This window comes from Verrucosispora sp. FIM060022 (genome assembly GCF_003977705.1).
Taxonomy (GTDB): domain Bacteria; phylum Actinomycetota; class Actinomycetes; order Mycobacteriales; family Micromonosporaceae; genus Micromonospora; species Micromonospora gifhornensis.
Genome location: NZ_RQIV01000006.1, coordinates 188737 through 204485, shown reverse-complemented (window position 1 = coordinate 204485; position 15749 = coordinate 188737). Strand labels below are relative to the sequence as shown.

Annotated in this window: 12 protein-coding genes and 2 pseudogenes; 5 read left to right on the top strand and 9 right to left on the bottom strand. The window is 72.5% G+C overall.

Annotation, left to right across the window (positions count from 1 at the left end):
* Window positions 1-63 precede the first annotated feature (63 nt).
* From EG812_RS18180 to EG812_RS18150, 8 genes and pseudogenes are all read right to left on the bottom strand, one after another.
* Window positions 64-831, bottom strand: coding sequence for a hypothetical protein (locus EG812_RS18180; RefSeq protein WP_126712257.1), 768 nt, complete (start codon window positions 829-831; stop codon window positions 64-66).
* Between the two features lie 156 nt (window positions 832-987).
* On the bottom strand, window positions 988-1761 hold the full coding sequence (locus EG812_RS18175; RefSeq protein ID WP_126712256.1) for an endonuclease/exonuclease/phosphatase family protein: 774 nt from the start codon (window positions 1759-1761) through the stop codon (window positions 988-990).
* A gap of 6 nt (window positions 1762-1767) precedes the next feature.
* Entirely contained in the window at window positions 1768-3258 is a 1491-nt protein-coding gene (locus EG812_RS18170) for a phosphatase PAP2 family protein (protein ID WP_126712255.1), read from the bottom strand.
* 106 nt (window positions 3259-3364) lie between these two features.
* Window positions 3365-4381: a YihY/virulence factor BrkB family protein gene (locus tag EG812_RS18165; protein WP_126712254.1), complete on the bottom strand. Its 1017-nt coding sequence runs from the start codon at window positions 4379-4381 to the stop codon at window positions 3365-3367.
* 95 nt (window positions 4382-4476) lie between these two features.
* Window positions 4477-5493, bottom strand: a complete 1017-nt coding sequence (locus EG812_RS18160; protein WP_126712351.1) for a diacylglycerol/lipid kinase family protein — start codon at window positions 5491-5493, stop codon at window positions 4477-4479.
* 74 nt (window positions 5494-5567) lie between these two features.
* Window positions 5568-5792: pseudogene (locus EG812_RS30285) on the bottom strand (Clp protease N-terminal domain-containing protein); the annotation flags it as partial.
* A gap of 150 nt (window positions 5793-5942) precedes the next feature.
* A pseudogene (locus EG812_RS30280) lies at window positions 5943-6146 on the bottom strand (Clp protease N-terminal domain-containing protein); the annotation flags it as partial.
* Window positions 6146-6382, bottom strand: a complete 237-nt coding sequence (locus EG812_RS18150) for an HTH domain-containing protein (RefSeq protein ID WP_013732409.1) — start codon at window positions 6380-6382, stop codon at window positions 6146-6148. The pseudogene EG812_RS30280 and the gene EG812_RS18150, both read right to left, overlap by 1 nt.
* A gap of 132 nt (window positions 6383-6514) precedes the next feature.
* Here EG812_RS18150 and EG812_RS18145 point away from each other — a divergent pair, with 132 nt between their 5' ends.
* From EG812_RS18145 to EG812_RS18135, 3 genes are all read left to right on the top strand, one after another.
* Entirely contained in the window at window positions 6515-7339 is an 825-nt protein-coding gene (locus tag EG812_RS18145) for a universal stress protein (protein WP_126712252.1), read from the top strand.
* Window positions 7340-7456: 117 nt separating this feature from the next.
* A complete protein-coding gene (locus EG812_RS18140; RefSeq protein WP_126712251.1) occupies window positions 7457-9850 on the top strand; it encodes a phosphoketolase family protein in 2394 nt (797 codons plus the stop codon).
* A gap of 12 nt (window positions 9851-9862) precedes the next feature.
* On the top strand, window positions 9863-10738 hold the full coding sequence (locus tag EG812_RS18135) for a universal stress protein (RefSeq protein ID WP_013732406.1): 876 nt from the start codon (window positions 9863-9865) through the stop codon (window positions 10736-10738).
* A 30-nt stretch (window positions 10739-10768) separates the two neighbouring features.
* On the opposite strand, the gene EG812_RS18130 is transcribed toward EG812_RS18135, so the two are convergent.
* Complete coding sequence (locus EG812_RS18130) at window positions 10769-12700, bottom strand: heavy metal translocating P-type ATPase (RefSeq protein WP_199743898.1); 1932 nt, start codon at window positions 12698-12700, stop codon at window positions 10769-10771.
* A gap of 231 nt (window positions 12701-12931) precedes the next feature.
* Here EG812_RS18130 and EG812_RS18125 point away from each other — a divergent pair, with 231 nt between their 5' ends.
* A complete protein-coding gene (locus EG812_RS18125; RefSeq protein ID WP_043720116.1) occupies window positions 12932-13930 on the top strand; it encodes an Acg family FMN-binding oxidoreductase in 999 nt (332 codons plus the stop codon).
* 142 nt (window positions 13931-14072) lie between these two features.
* Entirely contained in the window at window positions 14073-15701 is a 1629-nt protein-coding gene (locus tag EG812_RS18120; protein ID WP_193386313.1) for a sensor histidine kinase, read from the top strand.
* Window positions 15702-15749 lie beyond the last annotated feature (48 nt).

The following is a 15749-nucleotide window of genomic DNA, read 5'->3' as shown; positions in this document are numbered from 1 at the left end:
GTGCTGACCGTCCTGCTCAACCTGGTCCTCTGACCGTCCTGCGCGTTCCGGTCGGGCCGCCGGTCAGCGGAGCAGGCCGAGGGCGAACAGGGTCTCGCGGATCTCCCGCCCGACCGGCTCCAGGACGCTGGTCCGCAGCCAGCGGGCCGGCGCTACGACGGTGAATCGCCAGACGGCGCGGATCGCCCGGCCCACCGGCACCACCATGTTCCGCCACAGCCAGCGGGTGGCCAGCCAGAGTGGACGCAGGGTCAGCGCCCAGCACCACCACAGGATCCGGCCGGACGCCCACCAGGCCCAGGACAGCGCCGCGCCCAGGTGCCCGCCCACGACCACCAGCCACCGGCCCACCTGCTGCCAGGCCGGGGTGAGCACCCGTACCAGCCAGGTCACCGGCACCCAGACCAGGTAGTACAACGGCACCCACACCAGGGTGTGGAACAGCCAGGCCAACCCCCGCGCGCACCAGCGCAGCGGGGGCCACAGGACGTGGTGCCACAACCAGACCAGGCCCTGCCACAGCCAGGTCAGCGGCAACCAGACCAGGGTCTGCCACAGCCACCCTGCGGCGCGGCCCAGCCAGAGCAGCGGAATCCAGATCAGATGCTGCAACAACCACCCGAGTGGACGCAGCAGCCACCGGTCCAGGAACCGGCCCGTCGGGGCCAGTACCCAGCGGTACAGTCCTTTGCCGACGGCCGCCAGCAGCTCCCAGGCCAGCCGGAACGGCAGCACCATCACCAGCACCACGCCGCGCGCGAGGACCCCCACCACCGACGGGTCATCGTCGCCGTTGTCGCTACGCCGAACCGGCGACGATGAATCCATCACAGCCGGCCACCCTAGCCCTCACCCACAACCCTCACCCTCCCCTGCCCTCTCGCCCCAGCCCACCCCAGCCCCAGCCTTGTTGGTCAAGAGGTTCTGGTCATGACAGGCCGGGTCGGTAGACCAGAACCTCGTGATCGACAAGGGCAGGGCGCGGGGTCAGGTGGGGGTTAGGGAGAGGGTGGTCAGGAGGGGGTGGTGGTCGGAGGCCTGGTGGGTCTGGGGGGTGCGGAGGACGTCGACCGTCAGCAGGTGGGTGGCCAGGGCGGGGGTGGCGAGGAGGTAGTCCAGGCGCATGTCGGCGAACTCGGCGCCGGCGTAGCCGGTGGGCACGGTGGGACCGGCGGCCGCGCCCAGGTCGACCAGGCCGGCGGCGAGCAGTCGGGCCACCGCACGGGTGTCCGGGGTACGACCGTCCCGGCGCAGGTGACGGCGACGGTACGTCTCGGGCAGCCGGGCGATCTGTTCGGCGTGTTCGGCGTACGGGTCGAGGGTGTTGAGGTCACCGGCGAGCAGCGCCAGGCCGCCGCGGGCCCGGCGCAGCGCGGCGGCCGCCCAGCCGGCTTCGATCAGGCGGCGTCGACCGGAGTACGGATAGAAGTGGGTGCTCAGCACGGTCAGCGGGCCGGCGTCGGTGCCGATCGTGACCCGTTGGGCGCCGTGGTGGAACGGGCGGCGGACCGGCGCGGCGGCCAGCACCGGCCAGGTGGGCCGGACCAGCACCGCGACCGGCTGCCCGAACCAGCTGCCCGCCACATAGGGCCGCAGGCCCAGCCGGGCGGCGAAGGCGGTCACGTCCAGTCCTCGCAGCTCCTGCAGAGCGAGCACGTCGGGGCGGGTCTGCGCGATCACCCGCAGCAGCGCGTCGCGTCGATCCGGGCCACCGGAGTCCCGGCCGCCGTTGCGGACGTTCCAGGTGAGCACCCGCAGCACGGCGGATCAGTCCGCCCGACCGGCCTTGGCCAACTCGTCGTCGAGGGTGTCGACATCCTCGGACTCGATTGTCGGCTGGTTGCCTTCGTAGACGTCCTCGTTGGGTCGCAGCACCCAGTACAGCAGCCCGATCCACAGGCCGGTGAGCATGATGGCGCCCATGAAGTCGGTCGGGTGGTGCATGCCCCGGTACATCCGGGAGACCGCCACGCCGACCGGCATCACCACCGCCGACACCACGAACAGCCACCGCCACCACCGGTCGGTACGCGGAAAGACGATGACCGCGATGGCGACCCACAGGCACAGGGTGGCCGCGATGTGGCCGGACGGGAAGGATGAGGTCGGCATCGGGCCGTCCAGGTTCTCCACCGGCGGGCGCGGGCGGTCCACCGCGGCGGCGGAGGCGAGGAAGAGGGTCAGCTCGCCGAACATGGTCAGCGCCACGAACAGCACCGGCCGCCAGCGCCGCCAGATGGCCAGCACCAGCGGGCAGAAGATCATCGAGACGAGCAGGATGGCGTGGGTGTCGCCGAACTTGCTCCACCACCAGCTCAGATCGTTCAGCGCCGGGGTCTGCCGGGCGGCGAACCAGGTCGGCACCACCTCGTCCCAGGTGGCGAGGAAGGTGCCCTTGGCGTGGTAGCCGACGAACGTGCCGAAGGTGTACAGCGCGCCGAAGACCAGCACCCAACCGACGATGATCTCGGCGATGCCGCCTCGGGCGTGCGGCAGCAGCTTCTCCTCGTCCGGCGCGGGCGCCACCTCGTGTGCCGCCTCCGGTTCCAGTCCCTCGGTCAGCGGCGCGGCCGGGCGTCCCCGCTCCACCCGCCACATGCGGAAGGCGTACGCGGTGACGCCGAGCCAGGCCGCGCCGAGCAGCCAGGCGCCGATCACGTCGGAGAGGAAGTGCACGCCGAGTGCGATCCGGGTGAAGCCGATCAGGAAGACCACCACACCGACCGCGACCATCGCCGGCTTCCGCCAGCGCGGCGCCATCGCCGGCAGGAAGACCAGCAGCAACGCACCGTAGGCCACCATCGACCCGAGCGCGTGGCCGCTGGGGAAGCTCTGGCCGGCGTACGACCCGATCGGCGTGGCCACCTCGGGCCGCAACCGGTCCACCAGGGTCTTGAGGGCCGGGTCGAGGATCAGCGCGCCGGCACCGGTGACGATCACGAAGACGGCGAGCCGGCCCTGCCGCCGGATCAGCAACCCCACCACGGCGACGGTGACCAGCCAGACGATGACCGCTCGACCACCCAGATCGGTGATCGCGTTGAGCACCGTGACCAGCGGGCCGATCGGCGAGACCCGAGCGTTGAGCCACTGCGCCACACCGTGGTCGACGTCGTACAGCGGCGACCACTGCACGCGGACCAGCACCAACACCAACCCGAAACCGACCCCGGCACCGAGTACGAGCGCCAGGCCGGCGAGCGTACGTTCGGTGAAGTGTCCCAGGGGTCGACGCAGTACGTCCTTGACCGCGCCCACGGCAGCCTCCTTCGCCTCTGGCGTGCCGCTGTACCCGGTCGATGTGTCGCGTACACCCGTCGCGTGTCGTGTACACCCGGCGCGTCGGCGGGTCGGCTCGTTCGGGCTACAGGGCGGTCATCTCGCCGGTGTCGAGCAGGTCGTCGCGTTGTGCCTCGGGCTGCCACAGATCCGGCTGGGCGGGCTCCGGTACGCCGATGCGTACCGCCTCCAACTGGGCCGCGAACGCGAGACCGCCGAACAGCGCCATGCCGGTGAGGTTGGCCCAGAGCAGCAGCGCCATGATCCCGGTGAGCGCACCGTAGGTCTGCCCGAAGTCCGCACTGAACCGGACGTACCCGGCGAGCAGCAGGCTGGCCAGCCACCACAGCACGGTGGCGATGCCGGCGCCGAAGAACAGCCAGGACAGGCCGGGTTGGTGGCGTCGGGGCGCGTGCCGGAACAACACCGCGACGGCGAGCACGGTCAGCCCGAGACTCAGCGGCCAGCGGATGACGTCCCAGCCGGTGGCGGCCACGTCGCCCCAGGCGTAGTGCCGCTGCACCGAGTCACCCATCGGCCCACCGCCGACCAGGATCAGGAAGCCGGCCAGCGCCGGCAGACCGGCGGTCACGGCGAGCACGGCGGCCCGCAGGTACTTGCGCAACGCCGGTCGGTCCCGTTCGACGCCGTAGATCCGGTTGGCGCCGCGTTCGATCTGCGCCATGGTGCTGGTCAACGCCACCAGCCCGGTCATCAGACCCAGGGTCAGGGCCACCTCGCCGATGTCCTCGGCCCGTTCGGCACCGGCCCCCTCGCCGTCGCCGAGCAGCTCGGCGACCACCTGCTCACTGGCACCCGGCGTCAACGCCAGAACGGTGTCGGCGACCACCTCGCCGCCCTCGGCCGCACCGAGCTCGGCGATCAGCCCGGTCAACGCGATCAGGAACGGCACCACGGCCAGGCAGAGCTGGAACGCGAAGGCCCGGGAGTGGCTGAACCCGTCGCCGTAGCGGAACCGGGTGAAGGCGTCCCGCAGCAGGTGCCAGCCGCCCTCCCGGCGCAGCGTCTGCCAGGCGTGGTCGGCGCAGAGCTGCTCGTCGGACATCAGCCGCGTCTCCGGCACCAACTTGGTACTACTCACCGGAGCCGCCTTTCGTTCGCGACTGCGGGGCTCGCAAGCTCACTCCTCGCGCTCACCGGAGCCGCCTTTCGTTCGCGACTGCGGGGCTCGCAAGCTCACTCCTCGCGCTCACCGGTATGACTTCTCTCGACGAGCTGTTCACCTCGCTCGGCAGCGGCTTCAGCGTCGTCGGTGAGGTCGGGGGCCTGCTCGGGCCGGGGTACGCACAGCCACAACGCGCGGCGGTGGATCTGCGCCTGCAGGGTGGTCCCCGGCTCGATCAGGTCACCGTCGAGTTCGCGGGGTTGGGCCCGGTTGCTGGTGATCTCGACCCGCCGGGCCCGGAACTCCTCCATCCGGGGCACCCGGTCGCGGCGGCGCAGCACCCCCCAGCCGAGGGCGAGCCAGTGCCGCAGCGTACGCGGGCTGAGCACGGCGATGTCGAAGTAGCCGTCGTCGGGCGCGGCCTCGGTGAGCAGGGTGACCCCACCTTGGAGCCGGCCGACGTTGGCGACCAGCACCGAACGGGCCCGACGGGTCAGCGGCGGCTGGTCGTCCAGCCGGATCGACACCCGCATCGGCCGGTCCCGCAGGTGTCGCACGGCTCCCACCACGTACGCCGGCCAGCCGATCCGTCGTTTGGTGGTCTCGCTGGTGGCGGCGAGCATCTGCGCGTCGAAGCCCATGCCCGCCATCACCGCGAAGTGCTGGCCGTCCACCTCGCCGACATCGAGCAGCCGGCGACCGCGTTCCACGGCGACCGCCAGCCCGGCGGCCAGGTCGGTGGAGAGTCCGAGGTTGGCGGCGAGCAGGTTGCCGGTGCCCTGCGGCAGCACGGCGAGCGCCACCTCGGTGCCGACCAGCGCGCTGACACAGGCCCGTACGGTGCCGTCGCCGCCGCAGGCGAAGACGACGTCGACGCCGGCGGCGACAGCCTGCGCGGTCTGGCCCCGACCGGGGTCGTCGATGGTGGTCTCGTACCACAGGGGTGCCGGCCAGCCGGCGGTGGCGAGGGTGTCCGCCACGGTGTGGCGCAGCGCGTCGAGGTCGTCCACCTTGACCGGGTTGACCACCACCGCGCTGCGCAGCGACCGCGTCTGCCGTCCAGCTTCCACGGCGTCAGTGTGCGCCATGGTGCGGGGTTCGGCGACCTGGCGGCGAGTGGGCAGGTTCACCCGGCCGACGCGTTTGGATCGCGCCGAAGAACTCAGGCGGCGGTACGCAGGGCGGCTTCCACCCGGCGACGGGTGTCGGCCAGGTCGACGCCGGCCTCGGCGAGGACCAGCGCGCCCAGTCCGCTGCCCTCGCGCAGCAGGCCGAGCAGGATGTGTTCGGTGCCGATGTGCCGGTGACGCAGCCGGATCGCCTCGCGCAACGACAACTCCAGCACCTTCTTCGCCCGGTGCGAGAACGGGCCGCCCGGCCGCTGGCGGCGGCCCCACCGGCGTCGTGGCGGCGGTACGGCCTCGCGCAGCGCGTCGGGGCCGAAGGACTCCTCGATCCGGGCCACGATGGCGGCCAGGTCGATGCCGATCTCGCGCAGCGCGGCGGCGTCGGCCTCGGCCAGCCCGGTGCTGCCGGTCTCGGTGTGTCGGCGGATGCGCGCGCGAAGGTCCTCGGCGGTGACGCCGGCGTCGCGCAGCACCCGGACGGCGAGGCTGTCGCCGTCGGCGAGCAGGGCGAGCAGCAGGTGCTCGGTGCCGACGGGTCGTTGCCCCTCGGCTCGGGCCTCGTCGCGGGCCTGGCGCACCAGGGTGCGTGCCCGGTCGGTGAACCGTTCGAACATCACGCCTCCCAGGAGGATTCGACCGCCGGACGCCCGGCGTGCTTCTTGTGGACCGCCTGCCGGCTGACCTCGAGCGCGTCGGCGATCTCCTGCCAGGACCAGCCCTGTCGTCGGGCGTTGTCCACCTGGACCACCTCCAGTCGTTCGAGCAGCCGACGCAGTGCACGGACCGCGCGTAGGCCGACCCGGGGATCGGTGCTGCCGGCCGCAGCGGCGAGTTCGGTAGCCTGACTCATGCTGTCAACTTACATTGACAACACCCCGTCGTCAACCAATGTTGACACCCAGTCTTCCGATCGCGCCCCTGAGCAGCACCGCCACGACTAGCCTCGTACGCAGGTCAGGCGGGGACAGGGGGTGAGGTCGGGGTGGCCTCAACCAACGACGCGCCGGTGCTGGCCGGCATCGGTCCGAGCGACGCCCTGCCGGTGGCCCGGGTGGCCGCGCGGGTGGCCGCCGGGCACGGCTGCGGCGTACACCTGCTGCACGCCTTCAACTGGGCGGCGATGGCGGCACCGGCGGTCTCCGGTTCGCGGGCCGACGCCGAGCGGCTGATCGCCGAGGCCAGCGAGGCGGTCCGGCTCAGTCAGCCGAAGGTCCCGATCACCACCGAGATCGTCGAGGGTCCGGCGGTGGCGAACCTGGTACGCAAGTCCGAGTCGGCCTTCCTGGTGGCCGTCGGCGACGGCGGGATGGCCCACTGCGACAGGTGCATCCCGGCGGACAGCCCCGCGGTCCAGGTGGCCGCCCGCGCCGACTGCCCGGTGCTGGTCGTCCGGCGGGAACCACCGCCGCAGGGGCCGGTGCTGGTGGGCGTCGACGGGTCGGCCTCCGCGGAGGCCGCGCTGGCCTGGGCCGTCGCCGCCGCCGAGGAACTGCAGGCCCGACTGATGGCCGTGTGGGTGGTCGACACCGACGACGCCATCGAGGCGGCCACCCAGCGGCTCGGCGACCTGGTGGCCCGGGTGAGCGCCGACGAGACGGCCGTCGAATGCCACGTCGTACGCGGTGAACCCGGCTCGGTGCTTGTCGACCAGTCCCGGTCGGCGCAGCTGACGGTGGTTGCCGCCCGCGGCGACGAGCCGTGGCGCGGCATGCTCGGCGCGGTCAGTCAGGCGGTGCTCTACCACGCCCCGTCACCGGTGATCGTGGTGCGTGGGGTGACCGGCGGACCGGATGCCGACGGGTCGTGACACCCGGGCGGGCGGGACCAATGGCCCTGATTCATGGCCGCCGATGTCGCCAGACTCAAGGAGGAACCCACGTGTTGCGGATGCGAAATCCGCCGAACAGGGAGAGGCTCACCCAGTATGGACACCGCCCTGAATCCGAAGAGCACCCTGACCGATGAGGAGCTGCGCCGGCTGGACGCGTACTGGCGGGCGGCGAACTACCTGACCGTCGGCCAGATCTACCTGCTCGACAATCCCCTGCTGCGCGAGCCACTGGCCCCCGAACACGTCAAGCCCCGGCTGCTCGGCCACTGGGGAACCTCCCCCGGCCTGAACCTGATCTACGCTCACCTGAACCGGGTGATCGTGGCGCGGGACCTGTCCGCGATCTACATCACCGGCCCCGGGCACGGTGGTCCGGCCCTGGTCGCGAACAGCTGGTTGGAAGGCACCTGGAGCGAGCGGTACCACGGCATCGACCGCGACGAGGCCGGGATGGCCCGGCTGTTCCGCCAGTTCTCCTTCCCCGGCGGCATCCCCAGCCACGTGGCAGCGGAGGTGCCGGGTTCGATCCACGAGGGCGGCGAGCTGGGGTACGCGCTGAGCCACGCCTACGGCGCGGCCTTCGACAACCCGGATCTGCTTGTCGCCTGCGTGATCGGTGACGGCGAGGCCGAGACCGGCCCGTTGTCGGGCAGCTGGCTGTCCAACGTGTTCCTCAACCCGGCCCGCGACGGCGCGGTGCTGCCCATCCTGCACCTCAACGGCTACAAGATCGCCAACCCGACCGTGCTGGACCGGATCCCCGAGTCCGACCTGCTCGACATGATGCGCGGCTACGGCTACCAGCCGTACGTGGTGGCCGGTGACGAGCCCGCCGCCGTGCACGAGTTGCTGGCCGCCACGTTCGACCGGGCGCTCGACGAGATCGCGGAGATCCAGCGGCAGGCCCGCTCCGGGGGAACCGTCACCCGGCCGCGCTGGCCGATGATCGTGCTGCGTACGCCGAAGGGCTGGACCGGGCCGAGCGAGGTCGACGGCAAGCAGGTCGAGGGGACGTACCGGGCCCACCAGGTTCCGCTGTCGCAGGTACGCACGAACCCGGCGCACCGGGCCGAGCTGGAGCGCTGGCTGCGCAGCTACCGGCCGGAGGAGCTGTTCGACGCCACCGGCGCACCGGTCGCCGAGCTGGCCGCGCTGCCGCCCACCGGTGACCGGCGGATGAGCGCCAACCCGGTCACCAACGGCGGGCAGGTGCTGCGCGACCTGACCCTGCCGGACTTCCGCGACTACGCGGTCGAGGTGCCCCGACCTGGTGCGACGGTCGCCGGAGCCACCGGTGAGCTGGGCAAGTGGATCCGCGACGTGATCGTCGCCAACCCGCAGACGTTCCGGCTGTTCGGCCCGGACGAGGTGGCCTCCAACCGGCTCCAGGCGGCCTTCGAGGTCACCGACCGCGCCTGGATGGCCGGCATCGTCCCCGGCGACGACCACCTCTCCCCCGACGGCCGGGTGATGGAGGTCCTCTCCGAGCACCTGTGCCAGGGCTGGCTGGAGGGTTACCTGCTCACCGGCCGGCACGGCATCTTCACCAGCTACGAGGCATTCATCCACATCGTCGACTCGATGGTCAACCAGCACGCCAAGTGGTTGAAGGTGACCCGCGACATCCCCTGGCGGCTGCCCGTCGCGTCGCTGAACTACCTGCTCTCCAGCCACGTCTGGCGGCAGGACCACAACGGCTTCTCGCACCAGGACCCGGGCTTCATCGACCACGTGATGAACAAGAAGGCCGAGGTGGTCCGGGTCTACCTGCCGCCGGACGCCAACACCCTGCTGTCCACCATGGATCACTGCCTGCGCAGCCGGCACTACATCAACGTGGTGGTGGCCGGTAAGCAGTCCGCGCCGAACTGGCTGACCATGACCGAGGCTGTCCAGCACTGCCGGCGCGGCCTGGGGATCTGGGACTGGGCCAGCACCGACGGCGACAGCGAACCGGACGTGGTGCTCGCCTGTGCCGGCGACGTACCGACGCTGGAGACCCTGGCCGCGGCTGACCTGCTGCGCCAGCACCTGCCCGAGCTCAAGGTGCGGGTGATCAACGTGGTGGACCTGATGCGGCTGCAACCGCCGAGCGAACACCCGCACGGGCTGCCGGACAACGAGTTCGACACGCTGTTCACCCGGGACAAGCCGATCATCTTCGCGTACCACGGCTACCCGTGGCTGATCCACCGGCTCACCTACCGGCGTACCAACCACGACAACCTGCACGTGCGTGGGTACAAGGAGGAGGGCACCACCACCACTCCGTTCGACATGGTGATGCTCAACGACCTGGACCGCTTCCACCTGGTCATCGACGTGATCGACCGGGTGCCCGGGTTGGCGGCCCGCGCCGCACACCTGCGCCAGGAGATGACCGACGCCCGGCAGTCCTGCCGCGACTACACCCGGCAGTACGGCGAGGACGACCCCCGGGTCGCCGAGTGGCGTTGGGTCCGCGAAACCGACCAGACCAACCCGTAGCGAGGTGACATCGTGAGCGACGAGCAGATCCTGGTGGGTTACGACGGCTCGCCGGACGCGGCGGCGGCCCTGGAATGGGCACTGGCGCAGGCCGGACGGGACGGTCGGCCGGTACGGCTGGCGTACATCTTCGAATGGCTCACCGTGGCCGGCTGGGTCGGGCCCGGCATGACGCCCGGGATGTGGCCGGACGAACAGGCCCGGCAGCAGGTCGAGGAGTTGGTGCGCAAGGCGGCGGCGGACGCCGCCGCCGCGCACCCCGACCTGACGGTCAGCGGCGAGGTGCTCGACGGGCCACCCGCCCTGGTGCTGGAGGAGTGCTCCACCGAGGCCGGCCTGGTGGTGCTGGGCAGCCGTGGGCACGGCGGCTTCACCGGCCTGCTCGCCGGCTCCACCGCCGTCAGCGTCACCGCACACGCGCACTGCCCGGTGGTGGTCGTCCGCCGGGACACGGCCAGCACCGCCCGGGCCGGACACGTCGCGGTCGGCGTGGACGGCTCGGAGCAGTCCCTGCTGGCGCTCGGGTTCGCCATCGAGCAGGCGGCGTTGCGCCGGGTGCCGCTGCACGTGCTGCGGGCCTGGCAGCCCGGCCGGGACCAGTGGAACCTGACCGGCGAGCAGGCCCGGGAGGCGGCGCTCGCCGCCCAGCGCACCGAGCTGGACGAACCGCTGCGCCGCTGGCAGGCGACCTTCCCCGACGTCGAGGTGAGCGTCGAGACGGCCGCCGCCGCACCCGCCGGGCTGCTGATCGACGCCAGCCGCAACGCACAGCTGATCGTGGTCGGCACCCGGGGACGCGGCGGGCTGCGCGGCATGCTGCTCGGCTCGGTCAGCCAGCAACTCATCCAGCACGCCCACTGCCCGGTGGCGGTGGTCCGGGAGCGCTGAGCGTCACGCCACCGGTTCCCCCTCGGTCGTTCAGGCCGACGGGGAACCGGTGGCGTGTAGACCGCCGTACAGGGCGCGTAGCGCGTTGAGGATCACCAGCACGTCGATGCCCTCCTGGAGGAAGGCACCGGCCACCGGTGGAAGCAGGCCGGCCGCCGCGAACCCCATCGCGCACACGGCCAGCCCCATTCCGATGGTGGCGCTCTGCACGGCGATCCGGCGGGCGTACCGGGCGATCTCGACCGCGTCGGCGAGCGGATCGAGCCGGTCGACGGTGAGCACCGCGTCGGCCACGTCGGCGGAGGCGGTCGCCCCGGTGGCCCCCATCGCCACCCCCACGTGCGCCTCGGCCAGCGCCGGGGCGTCGTTCACCCCGTCGCCGACCATCACCGTGACGGCCCGGTCGGCCTCGGCCCGTACCCGCGCCACCTTCTCCTGCGGCGCGCACCGGGCAATCACGTCGTCGACACCCACCGCCTCGGCGACCCGCCGGGCAGCGTCCGGCCGGTCGCCGGTGACCATCACGATCCGGCTCAGGCCGGCCGCGCGCAGCCGGTCGACGGCTCGGCGGGCGTCGGGGCGTACCGGATCCTCCAGCAGGATCGCCCCGATCGGCCCGGTGTCGTCGGCCACCCAGACCACCGAGTGTCCCGGTTCCTCGATCCGGGGCCGGGCCCAGGACGGCGGGTCACCGTCGAGTTGCCCGACCCGGATCCGCCGCCCGTCGACCCGCCCGCGCACCCCCCGGCCCGGCTCCTCGGTCACCTCGGTCGGCATGGTCAGCCGCAACCCCCGGTCGCGGGCGTGCTCGACAAGCGCCGCCGCCATCACGTGCGGAGACAACTGCTCCACCGACGCGGCCCACCGCAACACCTCGTCGGGGTCACCGCCGGCCGCGACGACGGTGTCGGCGACCCGCGGGCGGCCCGCCGTCAGCGTGCCGGTCTTGTCCACCAGCAGGGTACGGACCCGGCCCAGCGCCTCCAGCGAGCCGCCGTCGCGTACCAGCACGCCCCGGCGGGCCACCCGCGACAGCCCGGAGACGATCGCGATCGGGGTGGCCAGCAGCAGCGGACACGGGGTCGCCACCACCAGCACCGCCACCGCGCGGACGATGTCGCCGGACAACAGCCAGCCCAGCCCGGCCAGCACCAGGGTGAACGGTACGAAGGCGGCGGCGTACCGGTCGGCCAGCCGTACCGTCGGTGCCTTGCGGGCGGTCGCCTCCTCGGCCAGCCGCACGATTCCCGCGTACGTGCTGCGGGCGGCGCTCTCGGTGGCCCGCAGCCCGAACCCGGCGCCGGCGTTGACCACGCCGCTGGCCACTGCCGCACCGACGGCCTTCTCGACGAGTTGGGACTCCCCGGTGACCACCGACTCGTCAAGCGTCGCCGGATCCTCGGTGACCCCGTCGACGGCGACCACGTCACCCGGGCCGACCAGCAGCCGGTCGCCGACCGCCACCTGGTCCACCGGCACCACCTCGATGCCGCCGTCGGCGGTGCGCCGTCGCGCGGTTCGTGGTGCCCGCTCCAGCAGGGCCCGCAGGTCCCGGGTCGCCCGCCGCTGCGCGTACGCCTCCAGCGTCCGACCGGTGGCCAGCATCACCGCGATCACCGCACCGGCCAGGTACTCCCGGACGACGAGCGCACCGACCAGCGCCAGGACCGCGATCACGTCCACGCCGAAGCGGCGCCGCCACAGATCACGCAGCACGGAGAGGGCGGCGGGCGCCAGCGCGACCAGGGTGACCGCCGCCCACACCAGGTCGGCCGCGCCAGGACGCCCGGCCCACCGCAGCGCCGCGCCGACCAGCACCAGCACGGTCAGCCCGGTCAGCGGCGCCCACAACGCCCACCGCCGGCGCAGCGGACCGCCGGACCGGCCGTGCTGCGCCGGATGCTCCGGCAGGCACTCGTTGCCGCCCTGCCCCGGCCCGCTGGCCCCCGACTGCTCCCCCACCAGCGGATCGTCCCAACCCGCGAGCCCCGACGTCACCACTTCCGGCACACGACCCGGGCGAGGTCGGCCGGTTGCGTACGCCGACGTACGCCCGGATCCGGGCCGGAGTGCCCCCGCCGGCGGGCCCAGCGGTCCGTGCGGACGGCCGCCGTCTGCCCCAGGATGAACGGGACCCGCCCCACAGCCGTACCGAGGTACGGCACGATGGGGACATACGGAAAGGTCGTGACGATGAGCCACCAGACGCCCGCTACCCGCCGCCCGTTGACCACCGCCCTCGCGGAGGCCGCCGCGATGGCCGGTCACGCGCCGTCGGTGCACAACACCCAGCCCTGGCGTTGGCGGGTGCTTCCCGAAGCGTTGGAGCTGCGGCTGGTCTCCGACCGCCAGCCGACGGCCACCGACCCGACGGGCCAGTTGGTCATGCTCAGCTGCGGTGCCGCCCTGCACCACGCGCGCCTGGCGCTGGCCGCCGAAGGCTGGACGGCGACGGTGCACCGGATGCCCGATCCGGGCGAGCCGGAACTGCTCGCCCGGTTGACCGACCCGAAGGCCTCCGGCGTGGACCCGGACGCGATGCGCATGGTGCAGTGCATGCAGGTGCGACACACCGACCGACGGCCGGTCAGCGAGGAACCGGTCAGCGAGGAGCACCTGACCGCGATCGCGTCGGCCGCCGCCGGGGAAGGCGCCCACCTGGAGATCCTCGACCGCGACCAGGTGCTGCAACTGGCCGCCGCGGCCTCGCACGCCGCCGAGGTCGAGTCGGAGGATTCCCAACTGCGTGCCGAGCTCGACTACTGGACCAGCCGCGCCGGTGGCAGTGGGCTTCCGCCGGAGGTGCTGCTGCAGCAGCCCGCGCAGACCACCGTGCCGGGCCGTGACTTCGGCCGTCCCGGCACCCTGCCCGGCGGTCCGGGGCACGACCGGGCGGCCTCGTACGGGGTGCTCTACGGCGACGAGGACGACCCGCGCGCCTGGCTGCGCGCCGGAGAGGCGCTCTCCGCCGCCTGGCTGTTCGCCACCCGGCTGGGTGTGTCAGTGGTCCCGTTGAGCGGGGTGGTGGAGGTCGGTGGCACCCGCCAGATCCTGCGTCAGGTGCTGGCCGGATTCGGTCACCCGTACCTCGTCCTGCGGCTGGGGATCGCCGACCCGGAACACGCCGGTCCGCCGCACACCCCGCGGCTGCCGCGCGAACAGGTGGTGGACACCACGGCCGTGGACCACTGACCGATCGCGCGGCGTTCTGTCCCGCCGGTGCGCCGGATAGCATCGCCGGGTGACTGACGGCGCATCGAACCCCCGCCACGAGCCCCCCTCGCTCGGGCTCAGTCCGTTGTCCCGGGTCCACCTCGACGAACTGCTCCAGGAGATGCTGGACCGGGTCGGCGAGGTGGTGACCAGCCGGGAACGGCTGCGTGCGCTGCTCGACGCGGTCGTCGGCATCGGCACCGACCTGGATCTGCACAGCACCCTGCTACGGATCGTGCAGTCGGCCTGCGAGTTGGCCGGCGCCCGGTACGGCGCGCTGGGTGTGATCGGCACCGACCGGACCCTGCACGACTTCATCACGCACGGCATCTCGCCGGAGCTGCACGCCAAGATCGGTGACCTGCCGCACGGGCGGGGCGTGCTCGGTCTGCTGATCGATGATCCGAAGCCGCTGCGGATGCCGGACATCACCCAGCACCCCCACTCGTACGGCTTCCCGCCGAACCACCCGCCGATGCACACCTTCCTCGGGGTGCCGATCCGGATCCGGGACCAGGTCTTCGGCAACCTCTACCTGGCGGAGAAGCAGGGCGGCGCGCAGTTCACCGACGACGACGAGGAGATCGTCGTGGCGCTCGCCGCGGCGGCCGGCGTGGCGATCGAGAACGCCCGGCTGTACGCGCTGGCCAGCCGGCGGGAACGCTGGCTCGCCGCCACCGCCGAGATCACCTCGCTGCTGCTCGGTGAGGTACGCCGCACCGACGCGCTGACCCTGGTGGCGCGCCGCGCCCGCGAGGTCGCCGAGGCCGAGTTGGCCCTGGTGCTGCTCTACGACGACATGGCCGACCATTTCACCGTCGAGGTCGTCGACGGTTCCGGCACACAGGCCCGCGCGCTGGTCGGCACGGTGCTGCCGGCCGACGACACGAGTTTCGCCGCTGCGGTCGCCGAGGGCCGGCACGCTTCGGTGGACGACCTCGCGCACGCCGCGCCCTGGCCGGCGGTGCTGCACACCGGGCCGGCGGTGATCTCACCGCTGGCCACCGCCGACACGCTGCACGGTGTCCTGGTGATCGCCCACCGCGCCGACCACGACGGTGCCACCGACGACGACGTGGTGCTGCTGGGCAGCTTCGCCGGGCAGGCCGCGCTGGCCATGGAGCGGGCCCGGGGGCAGGAGGAACGGGAGCAGTTGGTGGTCCTGGAGGACCGCGAACGCATCGCCCGGGACCTGCACGACGTGGTCATCCAGCGGTTGTTCGCCACCGGTCTGCAACTGCAGAGCGCGGTGCCGCTGGCCGGTCGTCCGGAGTTGGCGAAGCGGATCAACGCTGCGGTCGACGACCTGGACGCCACCATCAAGGACATCCGGCGCACCATCTTCGAGCTGCGCAGCCCGGTGAGCGCGGCGTTGCGCACCGAGATCCGGGAGGCGATCGAGGTGGCCGCCGAGTCGCTGGGGTTCCGGCCCCGACTGGAGCTGATCGGGCCGATCGACAGCGCCGTGCCCGACCCGGTCCGCCCCGACCTCACCGCCGTGCTTCGCGAGGCCCTCTCCAACGCCGTACGCCACGCCGAGGCATCGGCGGTGTCGGTGACCGTCAGCGTCGAAGCCACCCGGGTCAGCGTCGTCGTCACCGACAACGGGGTGGGGTGCGACCCGGCCGCCGCCCGGGGCGGGCTGATCAACCTGCGCGAGCGCGCCGAACGCCACGGCGGGGTCTTCGAGGTGCACCCGACCGAGCCGCGCGGCACCCAGCTGCACTGGTCGATCCCGCTGCGGGACTGACCAGCGACGCCGTTCCCCTGCGGGCCGGTCGTCTCGGCGTACCGTGGC